Consider the following 16,427-nt stretch of genomic DNA (forward strand, 5'->3'; position numbering starts at 1 on the left):
TATACCCTCGGCCTCATGGGAAGGCCACCGATCCATGCGACCGATCGACTACTGGACTTCGCCGTGGAACTAGCTGCCGAGAGCGGCCCGCAGGCCGTCACCATGGCGGCGCTCGCTCGCCGGGCACAGGCCCCGAGCGGCTCCGTCTACCACCGCTTCCCCGACCGTCCCGCGCTGCTGGCAGCGCTCTGGCTGCGCACGGTGCGCGCCTTCCAGGAGGGGTTCCGCAGCGCGGTGACGCATCCGGACCCCCGGCAGGCGACGGTGGCCGGGGCCCGGCACGTCATCACCTGGAGCCGCGCCCACCCGGCACACACATCGGTGCTGCTGTACGGCCCGGTCGCGTTCGGGCTGCCGGAGTGGGCCCCGGCCGCCCGCCAGGCGCTGGCCGAGGTCAACGACGGCATCGGCGACCGGCTGGCGGAACTCGCCGCCCGGCTGCGCGCGGACGGCATCGCGGCAGCCGACCCGGACGTGCTGTGGATCGCCCTCGTTGACCTGCCGTACGCAACGGTCCGCCGCTACCTCACGGTCAGCAAGCCGATCCCGCCGCACTCCGCTGACCTCGTGGAGCGGGCCGTACGCGCCCTACTCGGCCTCCCCCACCCCCGACCGGACCAAGAACCACGGCAGCAACCCGACACGGCGGCCGACAGGCGGCGCCAGGCTGGGGCCGCATCCGGCACGTAACGGGCCCCCACGCCCGACTCGGGGCCCAAGCACGCGCGGGACGCCACCACGGGAGGCAGCGACCCTCCTACCGCTCCTACCGTGCTGCGCAGCCCGCTTCAGGCCCCGTGCTCGTGCGGCGCTCCGCGCCATCCCGCCACCGGCAGAGCGAACTTCGCGACCAGCCGGTCGGTGAACGAGGCGTGGTGCAGCCGGGCCAGGCGTACCGGCACGGCCCCGCGTCGCACCTCCACCCGCGCGCCCGCGGGCAACTCAACGGTGCGCCGCCCGTCGCACCACAGCACGCCGTTCGGCGTCTGCGGCTGCACCTCCACAGCGAGCACCGAATCGGGCGCGGTGACCAGCGGCTTGGCAAACAGGGCATGCGCGCTGATCGGCACCATCAGCAGCGCCTCCACCTCCGGCCACACCACGGGCCCGCCCGCCGAGAAGGCGTACGCGGTGGAGCCGGTGGGCGTGGCGCACACGACGCCGTCGCCACCGAAGCCGGTGACGGGGCGGCCATCGACCTCGGTGACGACCTCAAGCAGCCGTTCCCTGGCGGCCTTCTCGACCGACGCCTCGTTGAGGGCCCAGTCGGTGTGCACGATGTGCCCGTCGTTACGTACGAGCACATCGAGCGTCATCCGCTCCTCAACCTCGTACTCGCGCGTCACCACCCGCTCCACGACCTGGTCCAGGTCATCCCGCTCGGCCTCGGCGAGGAAGCCGACCCGGCCCAGGTTGACCCCGAGCATCGGCACACCCGAGGTACGCGCGAACTCCGCACCCCGCAACAGCGTGCCGTCGCCGCCCAGCACGATGAGAAGCTCGCAACCGTCCAATACCCGCGGCGTCGCGTCCACCCGCTCCACCTGCGAGGGCAGCGGCAGGTCAGCGGCCTCCGCGGCCAGCACCCGAACGCCAATGCCGCTACGCAGCAGTCCCTGCACGACGAGTTCGGCGCTACGAATGGCCGCAGGGCGCCCGGTGTGCGCCAGCAAAAACACGGTGCGCCCGGCCACCGCCTCCCCATCCGCCGGGTGCGTACGCACCCGCGTCACCGGCCCCGCGCCCGTGCCAAGCGGGGACGACTGCGCCGCTGTGCTCCCTTCCGCGCCGGTGCTCGGCCGCGGCGATGTCTCCACCGGCGGCTCCTGTGCTGCTGCTTCTGAAGTGGTCAACGAGGCCCCTCCGCCACTGCACGATCGACATCCGCCGGGTCCAAAGGAGACGCCCCGGCGCGAAGCCACAGAAAGTATTCGACATTGCCCGCCGGGCCCGGGAGCGGGCTGGCCGTTACGCCCAGCGCTCCAAGACCCAGTTCCGCCGCTCGGGCGGCGACGGCACGTACCGCCTCCGCCCGTAGCTGCGCGCTGCGTACGACGCCGCCACTGCCCAACCGTTCCTTGCCGACCTCGAACTGCGGCTTGACCATCAGCACCAGATCGGCGTCCGGCGCGGCACATCGCACCAGTGCGGGCAGCACCAGACCGAGCGGAATGAACGACAGGTCCCCCACCACCAGGTCAACTGGCTTGTCGTCGAGTTGTTCCAGCGTCAGCTCGCGAACGTTCGTACGATCCTTCACGACCACCCGTTCGTCGCTCTGTAGCGACCAGGCGAGCTGCCCGTACCCCACATCGACCGCCACGACCTCCGCCGCCCCGGCGCGGAGCAGCACATCGGTGAAGCCACCGGTGGAGGCGCCCGCGTCCAACGCACGGCGCCCAGCGACCCGCAACCCGCGCCCGGCGTCACCGTCGTGCGTGGCGAGCGGCTGAAGCGGCTGGGCGAGCGACTGAGTCGGCTGGGCGGGCGGCTGGGCGGGCGATGGCTCGGGCGCCGTGCGGGCGCGGTACTCCTGGCTGAACGCCAGCAGCGCGCCCGCCAGCTTGTGCCCGCCGCGCGAGACGTAATCCGGGTCACTGTCGTCCTCGCTGACGACGACGGCCGCGCTCGTCTCCACCTGGGTGGCGGACTTGCTCGCGGTCGCCCCACCAACGGTCACCCGGCCCGCGGCGATGAGCTGGCTCGCATGCTCACGCGAACGGGCCAGCTTGCGGCGCACCAGCTCCGCGTCAAGTCGGTTACGGCGTGGACGGCTCACTGCCACGTGCGGTTCAGCTCCTGTGATGGTGCGGGGATGGAGCCGGTACGCGAGGGCCCGGCCCGGGGCGCTGATCAAGTGCGTCGAGCACATCGCGCAGGCCCTGGTGTACATCCTCATACACCTCCAGGTGTCCGTCGATGGGCAGGTGGTCAAGACCACCGAGCCGGTCAAGACCGGCGTCCACCTCGGGGTTCTGCGTCGGTGTACGGGAAATGCCGAGCGGCGCGGTCAACTCGCCAGGCTCCCGCTCCGTCGCGCCGAGTTGCCGCTCGCCCTGCTCCGCCGCGGGCTCTCCCCCAAAACCGGACTGCTCGGGCCGCCCGGACTCATCGACGGGGTCCGATGCGGCGGGGACATGCGGTGCGGCGGGGGCCCGGGCCGGCTCTGTGGCAGGGGCCGGGAGCACGGGCTGCGCGGGTGGCCGCAGCTCGGTGCCACAGGCCTGCCCGCCAGCGGGGGTCGGCTCGGCGGGGAGTACGGCGTCCGCTTCTGCGGCGAGCGTGTGCCCCGGTCGCGGGGGCGCGCTGGACATCGGCTCATCCATGGCCCTGACGCTACCGTGCACCGCGCCACCGACGAGGCATTCCGCTTCCGGGCCACTGGGCCACCGTCGATCGCGACGACGACCGTGGAGGAGTGCCAGCGCGCACTCGACCGGTTGGCGGCACCCCAGCTACAGCCTGGCTAAGGCGACGATCTTCCGACTGCCCACACACATGCACCCCATCCACCCGCACGCCGCATCCACCACGCGCTCAACCGCCCACCGCGCGCTCGCCCGCCGTCGCCCGGGCGCCCGTCGCCTGGCTCGGCACGGCTGCCGCATCCGCCGCCGGCGCACCGCTCGCCCCCGGCGCACCGTCCGCCGCGGCGGTTCCAGCTTCCTCGGCGACCTCCACAGCGGCCGTTACGGCGGCCGACTCAGCGACCGGCTCAGCCGCGGCCGGGCGGCGGGGGCGCCGGGCCGCGGGGATCACCAGCGGTGTGCCGCTCTCCGGGTCCTCGATCACCTGGCAGCGCAGCCCGAAAACCTGCTCCACGAGAGCAGCCGTAACAATGTCGCCAGGCTCGCCCTCGGCGACGATCTCGCCGTCTCGCATGGCGATCAGATGCGTGGCGTAGCGCGCCGCATGGTTGAGATCGTGCAGCACGGCGACCAGCGTGCGGCCCTGTTCCTCATGGAGTTGCGCGCAGAGGTTGAGCACATCGATCTGGTGCTGGATGTCCAGGTAGGTGGTCGGCTCGTCGAGCAGCAGCAGGGGAGTCTGCTGAGCGATGGCCATCGCGATCCACACCCGCTGCCGCTGACCACCAGACAGTTCATCGACAAAACGATCCGCCAACTCGGCGACACTGGTGGCCTCCATCGATTCGCCGACAATGCGCTCGTCGATATCCGACCACTGCCGCAGCAACCCCTGGTGCGGATAGCGGCCTCGGGCCACCAGGTCCGCGACCGTGATCCCGTCCGGTGCGATGGAGGTTTGCGGCAACAGCCCAAGCGTCCTGGCGACTTTCTTCGCGGGCAGCGACGAGATGGCCTGCCCGTCCAGCAGCACCGAACCCGCCGCCGGCTTCAGCATCCGCGACAGGGCACGCAGCAGCGTGGACTTGCCGCACGCGTTGGGGCCGACCACGACCGTGAACGAGTGATCGGGAATCGACACGGACAGATGCTCGGCAACGGTGCGCCGATCGTAGGCCAGGGTGAGGTCCTGCCCGGTGAGTCGCTGCTGCGCGGGAGATACCACGGAGGAAACAGAGGTGGAAGCCACGGTCCGTTCGGTGTCCTGTCCTTGTCGTCGCTGACGCTGCTGTTGCTGTTGCTGTCGCCGTTGTTGCTGTCGTCGCTGTTGTCGTTGTTGTTGTTGTTCTCGTCGTCGCTCCCCATACGGCCGATGCCGATGCCGATGCCCATACGGCGGTCACGGCCGAGGTCGCTGCCACTGCCACTGCCACTGCAGAACGCCCTATGGGTCCTGCCACCGGCGCACGCCCGGCCAAGCCCCACCGGTCCCAGCACTGCCGGCATCGCGCCTCATACCCGTCCCGCCTTACGCTCCGTCACCAGGAGCCACAGCAGGTATCCGCCGCCGAGAATTCCGGTGAGCACGCCGACCGGTAGCTGATCAGCGCCGAACATCCGCTGCGTGCCCCAGTCGGCCGTGACCAGCAGGACCGCACCCATGCACGCGGCGGGCAGCAGGTTGGGTCCCGGCGCACGGGTGAGCCGTCGGGCCAGTTGCGGCGCGGTCAGGGCGACGAAGGCGACCGGGCCCGCCGCGGAGGTGGCAATGGCGGTGAGCAGCACGGCCGCCAGCATCATCACTAGCCGGGTCCGTTCGACCCGTACGCCGAGGGCGTACGCGCTGTCGTCACCCATCTCCAGCATGCGCAGCCCCCGCGCGTTGCCGAACACCACCGGCGCCAGCACGGCGCACGCGATGAGCAGTGGCCAGACCTGGTCCCAGTCGCGGCCGTTGAGCGAGCCGGTGAGCCAGATGACGGCCCGCGCCGCGTCCACCAGCTCCGCCTTGGTGAGCAGATAGCCGTTGACGGCACTGAGCATGGCCGCGGCGCCGATGCCGACCAGCACCAGCCGGTAGCCCTGGATGCCTTGCCGCCAGGCCAGTACGTAGACGGCGATGCCGGTGACCAGGCCGCCGAGCACCGCGCCCATGGCGACCTGGAAGCTGCTGCCCTGGAAGAGCACGATCACGGTGAGCGCCCCAGCCGCCGAACCCTGGCCGAAGCCGATGACGTCCGGACTGCCCAACGGGTTGCGGGACAGGCTCTGAAAGATGGCACCGGCGAGCCCGAGCGAGGCGCCAACGAGCAGGGCGACCAGCACGCGGGGCAACCGCAGTTCGTTGACGATGTAGTCCTGGGCGATGGTGCCATTGCCGAACAAGGTACGTACCACATCGACGAAGCCGATCGGGTAGTCCCCGGTACCGATGAGCACCACGCCCATGGCGAGGGCGGCAGCCGTCAGCGTCAGGCCGACGATCGTCGCCCGAATGTCCACGCGTATCGAAAGCCCGCCCCGGGTGCGCAACGCGGTCCTTCGGGCACGCGTCCGCGCGTCCGACTTGGGGCCGCGCTCTGGCCGGGCACGCGGCGTACGGGCTGGGCCCGCACTCCGGCGTGAGCGGCCGAGAGCCGCGCCGCCCACCTCGCCCGTGGCGCCCACCTCGCCGGTGCTGCCCGTCTCGCCGGTGCTGCCTAGCTCCCCTGTGACGGCGTCCTGTTGGACCACAGCATCCCGTTTGGCCATAGCGTCCCGCTTCGCCCGGGCATCTGCGCTGGTGTGGGCCTTGGCGTGGGCGTTCACAGCTGGGCCATCCTTCGGCGGCGTACGAGGTAGATGAAGACCGGGCCACCGATGAGCGTGGTGACGACGCCGACCTGTAGTTCTCCCGGGCGGGTGACGATGCGTCCGATGATGTCCGCGGTGAGTAGCAGGACCGGTGAGAGCACGGCCGCGTACGCCAGTGTCCAGCGCATGTCGGGGCCGGTGATCGCGCGTACCAGGTGCGGCACCATCAGCCCGACGAACGCGATCGGCCCGCAGGCCGCGGTGGCCGCGCCGCACAGCAGGGTGATGGCGACCATGGCGAGTATGCGGGTGCGGTTGAGCCGCGCACCGAGGGCGCGGGCCGTGTCATCGCCGAGCGCGATGGCGTTCAGCGGTCGGCCCAGGATCAATGCGAGCAGCGCGCCGACCACGAGGAAGGGCGCCACCTGCTTCAGCACCGTCACATTGGCGGAGGCGAGCGAACCCACCGTCCAGAACCGCATCTTGTCCAGTGCCGCCGTGTCCAGGAGTTGCACGGCCTGCACATATCCGTACAACGCCGCAGTAATCGCCGTTCCGGCGAGCGCGAGCCGCACCGGTGTGGCGCTGCGGCTGCCGCCGAGGGAGTAGACGAGCACGGAGACGATGGCGGCGCCCAGGAAGGCGAACCAGACGTAGCCGGTGAGCGAGGTGACGCCCAAGAGGCTGATGGCCGAGACGACGGCAGCGGAGGCGCCGGCGTTGACGCCCAGGATGCCGGGTTCGGCGAGCGGGTTACGGGTCAGGGCTTGCATCACCGCGCCGGCGAGGCCTAGCCCGATGCCGACCAGCACCCCGAGCAGGGTGCGCGGCAGCCGCACGTCTTTGATCACGACGTCCGTGTCCGTGCCGGCGTAGTGGGCGATGCCGTGCCACACCTGGTCGAGCGGAATCGCTTTGGCGCCGATGGCGACGCTGGCCGCCATCACCAGCAGCAACACACCGAGCGCGGCGACAAGGCCAGCCGCCCGAGTCGCGTTGCGTCGTCGTGGCGGGGGCTCAGGAACCACCGCCTCCGCCGGCGCGGCGGACTTCACCGGACTCACCACGGTCACGCGGAACTCCACCTCTGAGGACGACGAGGCGACCAGGTCTGCCGCCCACCATTAAGTTAGGCTAACCTAACCCACGTTCGCCACCCCTTGTCACGTTACGCCCCGCCTCTCACCAGGCCCGATCCTGTCCGCACAGTCGCCGAGTTCCAGCTCCAGTCCAACCCGAGAGAGCCCCGATGAGCGAGGCACGCTTCATGACAAACCCCCACGCCCCGTCACCCTCCAGGCGCCACGTCCTCGCCTCCGGCGGCGCCATCGGCGCCGGTCTGCTGCTCGCCGCGTGCGGCAGCAACGGGGACGACGGCAGCGACGGTTCTTCGTCCGGTGCGCATGCCAACTCCCGCGTCCCTTCCGGGCCATGGACTTTCAAGGACGATCGCGGCAAAACCGCCACAGCAGACAAGACACCACAGCGGATCGTGGCGTACGTCAGCTCGGCAGCAGCCCTGCACGACTTCGGCATCGAGTGCGTCGGCGTCTTCGGCCCCACCAAGCAGAAGAACGGCAAGCCGGACATTCAGGCCGGCAATCTCGATGTGGACAAGCTCACGAGCGTGGGCAACAACTGGGGCGAGTTCAACGTCGAGAAGTACGCGACCCTCCAGCCCGACCTGCTGGTCAGCAACATGAACACACCGCCCTCGCTGTGGTACATACCCGACGACAGCAAGGACAAGATCCTCGATCTGTCGCCCAGTTCCATCGGCATCCTCACCGCCAAGACCTCGCTCCGCAACGCGATCCAGCGTTATGCGACGCTTGCCGAATCGCTGGGCGCCGACCTGAAGGCCAAGCAGGTCACCGACGCCAAGGCCCGCTTCGAGAAGGCTTCCGAGACCCTCCGCCAAGCCGCCAAGGGCAAGCGCGGGCTCAAGCTGCTCGCCGTGTCGGCCAGTTCGGACAACCTCCACGTCGGCAACCCACAGAGCTTCACTGATCTGCGCTATTACCAACAACTCGGCGCCAACATCGGCGCACCCGGCAAAACCGACGAACTCGGATTCTTCCGCGCGGTGAGCTGGGAGCAGGCCGATTCCTATGAGGCCGACCTCATCCTTGTTGACCGGCGTACCGGCAATCTCCAGCCCGATGAGCTCCGCCGGTCCAAACCGACCTGGCGCAATCTGCCCGCCGTCAAGGCCGGTCAGGTCATCCCCTGGTTCAGCGAGCCGCAGTACAGCTACGCCGGCATCGCCCCGCTCATCGAGGACCTCGCCAGGGCCATCCAGGACGCTCGCAAGCTCGTCTGACTCCTCCGTCAACCGCCCACCGCGCACCCACCGACCGCACAAGTCCCATACGCCCCACCGGGCTACACCGCGCCCCACCGTAGGGCCCGTGCACCGCGCTATCCGCGCTCGCGTGCGCCGCACCACATCACACCAGCAAAAGGAACCACCCCATGATCACCTCTCGTACGGCATCGTCATCGGCATCACCAATGGGTCGCCGCAGTCTGCTCGCCATCGGTGGCGCGCTCGGCGCCGGTGCCCTGATCACTGCCTGCGGAAAGGACAAGAAGGACGCGAGCGGCACGGATGACGCCACGTCCGGCTCGGGCGAGCGCAAGGGCCCGTGGACGTATCGCGACGACCGCGGCGTCACCGCCAAGGCCGACAAGACCCCGAAGAACATCGTCGCGTACAGCGGCACCGCCGCCGCCCTCCACGACTTCGGCATCACGTGCGCCGGCGTCTTCGGTCCCACCCGGCAGAAGAACGGCAAGCCGGACGTCCTGGCCGGCGACCTCAATGTCGATAAAGTGACCATCATTGGCGAGGCCTGGGGCGAGTTCAGCATCGAAAAGTATGCAGCGCTCCAGCCCGATCTGCTGGTCACCAACATGTACGCCAAGGGCGACCTGTGGTTCGTGCCGGAAGAGAGCCGCAAGAAGATCCTCGACCTCTCCCCCAACGTCGTCGGCCTCACCGTGGCCCGCACCTCGCTCCTCAGCGTCGTCCAGCGGTACGCGGCGCTCGCCGAGTCGCTGGGCGCCGACCTGAAGGCCAAGCAGGTCACTGACGCCAAGGCCCGCTTCGAGCAGGCATCCGAGACCCTCCGCCAAGCCGCCAAGGGCAAGCGCGGCCTCAAGGTGTTGGCCACCTCCGCGAGCGCCGACCTCCTCTACGCCTCCGACCCCAAGGCGTACGCCGACCTCACGTACTTCAAGGACCTCGGCGTTGAGGTCATCACCCCCAAGAAGGTCAGCGGCGAAGGCTTCTTCGAGAACCTGAGCTGGGAGAACGCCGACACCTACGACGCGGACCTGATCCTCCTCGACAACCGCAGCCAAGCCCTCCAGCCCAACGACCTCAAGGCCAAGCCCACCTGGCAGCGACTGCCCGCCGTCAAGGCGGGCCAGGTCGTCCCCTGGGCGAGCGAGCCACGCTTTTCCTACGCGGGCTTCGCGCCGCATGTCGAGGCGCTCGCCAAGGCCATCCAGGACGCCAAGAAGGTCGCCTGATCCCCAGGCCGTCCAGCCCCCAACGACGGAAGGAACCAGCATGGCGAACTCGCCATTCCAGTTCTTCGACCTGCGGGTCGTACGGGCCAAGCGCCTGAGCCCCACCTTCATCCGCGTCACCTTCGGCGGCGCGGAGCTGGCACCCTTCGTCAATGGGGGACGCGACCAGCGGCTCAAGCTCTTCCTACCGCAACCAGGCCAGTCCACGCCGGTGGTGCCGCGTACCGGCGACTTCGCGTGGTACCCCGAGTGGCAGGCCATGGACCCGTCCGTACGCGGCATCATGCGCACCTACACGGTGCGTGAACACCGCCGCGACCCGGACGAGCTCGACATCGACTTCGCCCTGCACGGCGACGCGGGACCGGCCTCCCGCTGGGCTCGCGCCGCGGCCCCCGGCGACCAGGTGACCATCCTCGGCCCCGCCGTCGAGGACAACGGTGGCGTGGACTTCCAGCCACCCGGGCTCGGTGGCATCCCGGTGGCGACACACGCAGACGGCTCGTCCCGGCCCACCACCGACTGGGTACTGATCACGGCGGACGAGACCGCGCTGCCCGCCGTGGCCAGCATCCTCAGTTGGCTGCCCGCCGGCACCCCGGCCAAGGTGTGGCTGGAAGTCGCGCACCTGGAGGACCGCCAGGACCTGCCGTCGAAGGCCGACGTGGACATCACCTGGCTCGTCCGCGACGAGCATCCAGCCAGCACCGAGGCTCGGGCCGACGCCCAGGCGAAGCGGCCCGAGCACGGCCAACGCACCCTGGACGCGGTCCGTACGGCACAGCTGCCCAGCGGCACCCCGTACGCCTGGATCGCGGGCGAGGCCGGCACCATCCGCGCACTGCGCCGACACCTGGTCGGCGAGCGCGCATTCGACCGCAAGGCCGTCAAGTTCACCGGCTACTGGCGGTTGGGCGCGACCGAGGACCAACTCCTCGACCAGGAAGCGACGGAGGCCGCCGAAGGGGCGGAACAGCAGGACGACACCGCCTAACCACGTCCAACTGCGGTTCCGAACGCACAGGCGACTGACGGCACGCCGCCTCGGGCCACCACGGCCCGGGGCGGCGCGCTGTCCACGACGGCCGATCACCACCCGCGAACCGCGGCGGTCAACGGCGCTCAAGGCAGTCGCCACGGCCCATGCACCAACCGCACAAGCACCCACAACTCAGCACCCACCCCCCGGACGGGCCCCACGCCTCACGCCTCGCGCCTCATTGCTCACCGCTCATCGCTCACCAGCCCAGCCGCGCCAGTGCCTTGTCCGCATTGATCCGGTCGCCGTCCCGGTGAGCAGCGCTCAGCCCCGGGCCGGAGCCGCCCGCGCGCCTGGCCGCACCGGCGCCCTGCCCCTCGCCGCCCTCGTTCGCCGCGGTCCCGGCGGTCCAGGTCGCGGCGCACAGCGCCCGCAGGCCGTCCAACGGATCACCCGAGCCCTCGATCACCGCCTCCGCATCCCGCACGCTGGCCGTCCAACCAGCACACGCGAACTCGGCGCCACCCGCCCGCACCTCGACCTCCGGATGCGCCGTCAACATGCCGCGCAGATCCGCCGCGACGAACGTCGGCCGGTGCTCGGGCTCGGCGGCCAAAAGCTGCGCCGGCGTCGTCACACCGGTCAACACGAGCAGCGAATCCACGCCACCCCCGTGCGCGCCCTCAATGTCGGTGTCCAAACGGTCTCCGACGACCAACGGCCGCTCGGCGGCGGTACGCAAAATAGTCTCCCGGTGCATCGGCGGCTGCGGCTTGCCCGCGACCTGCGGGGCGCCACCGGCGGCAAACCGTACGACCTCAACCGCAGCACCGTTGCCCGGCGCGATGCCGCGCCCGGTGGGAATGGTCAGATCGGTATTGGACGCGTACCACGGCACCCCGCGCGCCACCGCGTACCCCGCCTCCATCAATCGGTCCCAGGTCTGCTTCGGACCGCCATATCCCTGCACCACGGCCGCGATGTCCTCATCCGCCGAGTCCACCGGTACCAAACCGCGCTCGCGCAGCGCCACCCACAGCCCCTCACCACCGATGGCCAACACCTGGGCCCCGGCCGGAACATGTTCGGAGATCAACCGGGCAACCGCCTGCGCCGAAGTAATGACATCGCCCGGTTCGGCGGGTACGCCCAAACTGGTCAGATGCTCGGCAACCGTCTGCGGCGTACGGAACGCGTTATTGGTGACGTAGGCCAGGTGCATCCCGGCGCTGCGCGCCACCTCCAGCGACTCCGCCGCGTAGGCGATGGCCTCACCGCCCGCGTAGACGACCCCATCCAGGTCGAGCAGTGCGGTGTCATACGCCTCGTGCAGCGGACGCGCGCTGCCGCCGGGCCGGGTACGGACGCTCTCGCTCATGGGATCGTCACTCCTTGTAGACTCATATGCTTGTCCCCCGATCATTGCGCATCCTGTTGCGCGACATAGCATTCCCCAATGAGCACTCCAGGACCTGGCAGGCAAGGTCTTCAGCTCGTCCCGTTCAGAGGGTTGCGATACGCCCCCGAGCGGGTCAGCAGCCTCGCCGCCGTCACCTCACCGCCCTACGACGTTGTAGTGCGGCCGGACGGTTTGCGACATCTGGAAACGGCCGATCCGTACAACATCGTCCGCCTGATCCTTCCGCAGACCGCCAGCCCCACCGCCCGCCACCAGCAGGCAGCACAAACGCTGCGCCGCTGGCAAGCGGAGGGCGTGCTGGCCCCCGACCCGGAGCCCGCGCTCTACGTCTACGAGCAGCGCGACGAAGGACTGCTCCAACGCGGGGTCATCGGCGCCCTCCGGCTGAGCCCGCCCGAGGAGGGCATCGTCCTCCCCCACGAGAACGTCATGCCTCATATCGTCGAAGACCGCGCCGACCTGATGCGCGCCACGGCGGCCAACCTCGAACCCCTGCTGCTGTCGTACCACGGCGGCGACCTGGCGGCACCCGCCGCACAAGGCACGAGCGCGGTCATCGACCGCACCGTCCTGTGCCCGCCGCTCCTCGCCACGACCACCGAGGACGGCGTCGCCCACCGGTTGTGGCGGCTCTGCGAACCGGCCGACATCGCCGAGGTCACCACCGACCTAGCGCAACACCAGGCGCTGATCGCCGATGGCCACCACCGCTGGGCCACCTATCTGCGACTACGCGCCGAGCAACGCGACCCAAGCCCCTGGGACTTCGGTCTGGTCCTCCTCATCGACAGCTCCCGTTACCCGCTGCGGGTCCGCGCCATCCACCGGCTGCTGCGCCAGCTGCCGATCGAGGAAGCGCTCACCGCCGTGGGCGACGTCTTTCGCGTACGCCCCGTCGATGGCCCGTTGCCCCGTGCGCTGGAGGCCCTCGCCGAGGCCCAGACGAAGGCCGTGCAGGCCGGCGACCCGCCCAATGCCTTCCTCCTCGCGGGCAACGGCGGCTTCCACCTCCTGGACCACCCCGACCGCGCAGTCCTCGACGCGGCCGTGCCTTCCGACCGCCCGGAGGCTTGGCGCACACTCGACGCGACGGTGCTGCACGCGCTGCTCATCGGCCACATCTGGCAGGTCCCGGATGCTCCCGAGTACATCGGGTACATCCACGACGCCACCGCGGCCGTCGAGCAGACGGAGCGGCACGGCGGCACGGCGGTGCTCATGTGCCCCGTCGAGGAAAACGTTGTACGCGACCTCGCGCGGCAAGGCGTGGCCATGCCGCACAAGTCCACGTCCTTCGGCCCCAAGCCCGCCACCGGCCTCGTGCTGCGCAGCCTCGAACTGGACTGACGGCCGGGCCACCCCACCCGCAACGCCCGAGGGCGGAACCCAGCACACAGGTTCCGCCCTCGGGCACATACACCATCGCTCAACCCAACTGCTTAGCCCTCTTCAACCTCGCGCGTCACAGAGCTCTCAGCGGCACCGGACGAACGCACGACGCCGCCTCCCGCGCCGTCATCCGCCGCAACGTCGCTTGCCGCAGCGGGGTCCACCGCGGCGACGTCTGCCGCAGCGTCCGCGTCCCCGTTCGGCACCTCATCGAGGCCCCGCGCAGCGCCGCCGCCCGCGCTGCCATCGCGATCATCGGCGTCTTCGGCCGAATCGGCGCCCTCGACTCCGCCGTCATCGGCAGCTGAGCCCTTCGCATCAGCCATCACCTCAGCGGGCGCGTCATCTGCGGCGTCCGCGACATCACCAGCGACGTCGTCGTCAGCAGCGACGTCGTCAGCAGCGACGTTCTCCGACAGCTCCAGGTCCTCCGGCAGGTCGCGGCCTTCTTGCAGCTCCAGGCCCTCCGCCAGGCCCCGATCGTCGGACGGGTCGCGGCCCTCCGACAGTTCCAGGTCCTCCGCCTCGTCATAGTCCTGCGACAGGTCGCGATCATCGTCATTCGGCAGGTCCCGCGCTACGGGCTGCTCGGACCACTCCGCCGGCTCCTCGCCGTCCTCGGTCTCCAGAGCATCGACGAACTCCACGCCGTCCAGCTCCGCGAGCCGATCGGACGCGTCCGTGGTGCCGCCCTGGTCCGCCTCAAGCGCCTTGGCGAACCACTCGCGCGCCTCGTCCTCACGCTCGGCCGCGAGGAGCGCGTCCGCGTAGGCATACCGCAGCCGCGCGGTCCACGGGTGTATGGCAGACGAAGCCAGCTCGGAGCTCTGCAAGGTCACCACCGCGGCCTCGATCTGCCCCATGTCGCGACGCGCACCGGCGACGACGAGCCGCATCTCGACCTGCCCGGCCCGATCCAACTTCTGCACCTCGGGCTCACCGGCCATCGCCAGCGCCCGCTCCGGCCGGCCCAGGCCCCGCTCGCAGTCGGCCATGACCGGCCACAGATCGGTGGAACCCGTCATGCGACGCGCGGCCCGGAACTCGGCCAGTGCCTCCGCATACTTCGCCACCGCGTACGCCGCGAAGCCCGCCGCCTCACGCACGGCAGCCACTCGGGAGGCGAGCCTGAGCGCGATCCGCGAATACTCATAGGCCCGCTCTGGGTCCTCATCGAGCAACTGCGCGACCATCACCAAGTTCCTGGCGACGTCATCGGCCAGCGTCTTCGGCAGGCTCAGCAACTCCTGCCGTACGCTCTTGTCGATTTCCTGGCCCGTGACATCGTCGGGAATCGGCAGCCGCCGTACGGGCTCACGCTCCCGGTCATCCCGCCGCGCGCCAAAGCCACCACCCCGATCATCACGGCGCCCGGAGCCACCACCGGAACGCTCATCGCGCCGACCGTAGCCACCGCCCGAACGCCCGCTGTCTCGGCCATCCCGGCTGCCCCGGCTATCCGGCCGCCCGGAGCCACCACCCGAGCGGTCATCGCGGCGCGCATATCCCCCGCCGGAACGGTCATCACGCCGCTGGTAACCGCCGCTAGAGCGGTCATCACGCCGACCGTGATCGCTACCGGTCCCAGGCCGGTCATCCCGACGCGCGGAACCACCACTGGGACGCTCATCCCGGCGCGCGGAACCCCCACCGAACCGGTCATCACGCCGACCGTGGTCGCCGCTGACCCCAGGCCGGTCATCCCGACGTGCGGGACCACCGGGACGGTCGTCCCGGCGAGCGAAACCACCACCACTGGGACGGTCATCCCGGCGAGCGAAACCGCCACGGCCAGTCCGATCGTCCCGCTGGCCTGCCCCATGGCTACCACGGTCGTTGCTGTCGCGGCGGGGGCCGCCGCGGTCGGCGTCGCGACGCGGTCCGCGGTCTCGGTCATCGCGGCGGGGGCCACGGTCCCGATCATCGGACCTGGGTCCACTCGGCCGATCGTCACGACGGTCATCGCGACGGAACGCCGGACGGTCATCACGCCGCTCAAACCCGCCACCAGAACGACCACCACGATCACTTTGACCACGGGCGCCCTGCCCGCGCACACTCGGGCCCCGATCATCGCGACGCACAAAACCACCAGGCCGCCCACCCCGGTCATCATCCCGACGCGGCCCACGCGCACGATCGTCCCGGTCCCGCTGGAAACCGGCCCGGTCGTCATCGCGCCGGAAGCCACCACGGTCACCATCACGCCGAGGGGCGCTCCGGTCACCATCACGCCGGAAACCGCCTCGGTCATCCTCACGGCGTGGCCCTTGTGCACGGTCATCCCGGCGAGGCCCGGACTCACGCGAGTCCCGACGATCGTTAGGCCGGTCATCGCGACGTCCTACCGGTCGCGGACGGTCGTTGCTGTCGCGGCGGGGGCCGCCGCGGTCGGCGTCGCGACGCGGTCCGCGGTCCTGGTCATCGCGGCGGGGGCCACGGTCCCGGTCATCGGACCTGGGTCCACTCGGCCGATCGTCACGACGGTCATCGCGACGGAACGCCGGACGGTCATCACGCCGCTCAAACCCGCCACCAGAACGACCACCACGATCACTTTGACCACGGGCGCCCTGCCCGCGCTCACTCGGACCCCGATCGCTCGGGCCCCGATCATCGCGACGCACAAAACCACCAGGCCGCCCACCCCGGTCATCATCCCGGCGCGGCCCACTCGGACGGTCATCGCGGCGCGGCGCACCGGAGGCCCGGGAATCCCGCCGGTCACCGCCGTCCCGGCGGCGCGGCTCGCGATCCGACCGGTCGTCGGGAGAATTGGTAGACATCGACGTGACTCCTGTCTTCGGGTACTGCAGTCATTCTCGCGCACCGGCCTTAGCAGCGCGCTCCGGACAAAAAGAAAGGGCCCTTGGCCCCAGCATGAACGCTGGGGCCAAGGGCCCTTGCAAAGATTGTTCGGCGGCGTCCTACTCTCCCACAGGGTCCCCCCTGCAGTACCATCGGCGCTGAAAGGCTTAGCTTCCGGGTTCGAAATGTAACC

The 16,427-nt window shown here is 70.2% G+C and carries 14 protein-coding genes, 1 rRNA gene and 1 pseudogene; 5 read left to right on the plus strand and 11 right to left on the minus strand.

The features are described from left to right. Positions 1–15 precede the first annotated feature (15 nt). Entirely contained in the window at positions 16–690 is a 675-nt protein-coding gene (locus tag FHS42_RS21770) for a TetR/AcrR family transcriptional regulator (RefSeq protein ID WP_184574424.1), read from the plus strand. Between the two features lie 98 nt (positions 691–788). On the opposite strand, the gene FHS42_RS21775 is transcribed toward FHS42_RS21770, so the two are convergent. The 6 genes from FHS42_RS21775 to FHS42_RS21800 all read right to left on the minus strand — a co-directional run bounded on the left by FHS42_RS21775 (position 789) and on the right by FHS42_RS21800 (position 7,168). Next, on the minus strand, positions 789–1,679 hold the full coding sequence (locus FHS42_RS21775; RefSeq protein WP_184574506.1) for an NAD kinase: 891 nt from the start codon (positions 1,677–1,679) through the stop codon (positions 789–791). Positions 1,680–1,849: 170 nt separating this feature from the next. After that, positions 1,850–2,779, minus strand: a complete 930-nt coding sequence (locus FHS42_RS21780) for a TlyA family RNA methyltransferase (RefSeq protein WP_184574509.1) — start codon at positions 2,777–2,779, stop codon at positions 1,850–1,852. A gap of 13 nt (positions 2,780–2,792) precedes the next feature. Further along, positions 2,793–3,326 carry a hypothetical protein gene (locus FHS42_RS21785; protein WP_376772661.1) on the minus strand — a complete coding sequence of 178 codons (534 nt, stop codon included), beginning with the start codon at positions 3,324–3,326 and terminating at the stop codon, positions 2,793–2,795. A gap of 211 nt (positions 3,327–3,537) precedes the next feature. Beyond that, on the minus strand, positions 3,538–4,533 hold the full coding sequence (locus FHS42_RS21790) for an ABC transporter ATP-binding protein (RefSeq protein WP_376772662.1): 996 nt from the start codon (positions 4,531–4,533) through the stop codon (positions 3,538–3,540). A 287-nt stretch (positions 4,534–4,820) separates the two neighbouring features. Continuing rightward, a complete protein-coding gene (locus FHS42_RS21795; RefSeq protein ID WP_312866978.1) occupies positions 4,821–6,116 on the minus strand; it encodes a FecCD family ABC transporter permease in 1,296 nt (431 codons plus the stop codon). Then, positions 6,113–7,168 (minus strand): FecCD family ABC transporter permease, encoded by a 1,056-nt coding sequence (locus FHS42_RS21800; protein ID WP_312866983.1) that lies wholly within the window; start codon positions 7,166–7,168, stop codon positions 6,113–6,115. The genes FHS42_RS21795 and FHS42_RS21800 overlap by 4 nt, the downstream gene beginning before the upstream one ends. A 200-nt stretch (positions 7,169–7,368) precedes the next feature. On the opposite strand from FHS42_RS21800, the gene FHS42_RS21805 reads away from it, so the two are divergent. The 3 genes from FHS42_RS21805 (at position 7,369) to FHS42_RS21815 (ending at position 10,632) form a co-directional block, all read left to right on the plus strand. Beyond that, positions 7,369–8,424 carry an ABC transporter substrate-binding protein gene (locus tag FHS42_RS21805; protein WP_184574430.1) on the plus strand — a complete coding sequence of 352 codons (1,056 nt, stop codon included), beginning with the start codon at positions 7,369–7,371 and terminating at the stop codon, positions 8,422–8,424. Positions 8,425–8,576: 152 nt separating this feature from the next. After that, entirely contained in the window at positions 8,577–9,638 is a 1,062-nt protein-coding gene (locus FHS42_RS21810) for an ABC transporter substrate-binding protein (protein ID WP_184574432.1), read from the plus strand. Between the two features lie 40 nt (positions 9,639–9,678). Next, on the plus strand, positions 9,679–10,632 hold the full coding sequence (locus tag FHS42_RS21815) for a siderophore-interacting protein (protein WP_184574434.1): 954 nt from the start codon (positions 9,679–9,681) through the stop codon (positions 10,630–10,632). A gap of 244 nt (positions 10,633–10,876) precedes the next feature. Here the strand turns inward: FHS42_RS21815 and FHS42_RS21820 are convergent, their stop codons facing one another. Then, complete coding sequence (locus FHS42_RS21820) at positions 10,877–11,995, minus strand: HAD hydrolase-like protein (RefSeq protein WP_184574436.1); 1,119 nt, start codon at positions 11,993–11,995, stop codon at positions 10,877–10,879. Positions 11,996–12,073: 78 nt separating this feature from the next. On the opposite strand from FHS42_RS21820, the gene FHS42_RS21825 reads away from it, so the two are divergent. Beyond that, entirely contained in the window at positions 12,074–13,384 is a 1,311-nt protein-coding gene (locus FHS42_RS21825; RefSeq protein ID WP_184574438.1) for a DUF1015 domain-containing protein, read from the plus strand. A gap of 664 nt (positions 13,385–14,048) precedes the next feature. Here the strand turns inward: FHS42_RS21825 and FHS42_RS21830 are convergent. From FHS42_RS21830 to rrf, 4 genes and pseudogenes are all read right to left on the minus strand, one after another. Continuing rightward, positions 14,049–14,727, minus strand: a pseudogene (locus FHS42_RS21830) (tetratricopeptide repeat protein); the annotation flags it as partial. Beyond that, positions 14,664–15,761, minus strand: a complete 1,098-nt coding sequence (locus FHS42_RS38275; RefSeq protein ID WP_184574516.1) for a hypothetical protein — start codon at positions 15,759–15,761, stop codon at positions 14,664–14,666. The pseudogene FHS42_RS21830 and the gene FHS42_RS38275, both read right to left, overlap by 64 nt. Positions 15,762–15,770: 9 nt before the next feature. Next, positions 15,771–16,112 (minus strand): hypothetical protein, encoded by a 342-nt coding sequence (locus FHS42_RS21840; protein ID WP_184574440.1) that lies wholly within the window; start codon positions 16,110–16,112, stop codon positions 15,771–15,773. Positions 16,113–16,340: 228 nt separating this feature from the next. Next, positions 16,341–16,427 (minus strand): 5S ribosomal RNA (rrf, locus tag FHS42_RS21845); the annotation flags it as partial.

It is taken from the genome of Streptomyces zagrosensis (assembly GCF_014203645.1).
GTDB lineage: Bacteria > Actinomycetota > Actinomycetes > Streptomycetales > Streptomycetaceae > Streptomyces > Streptomyces zagrosensis.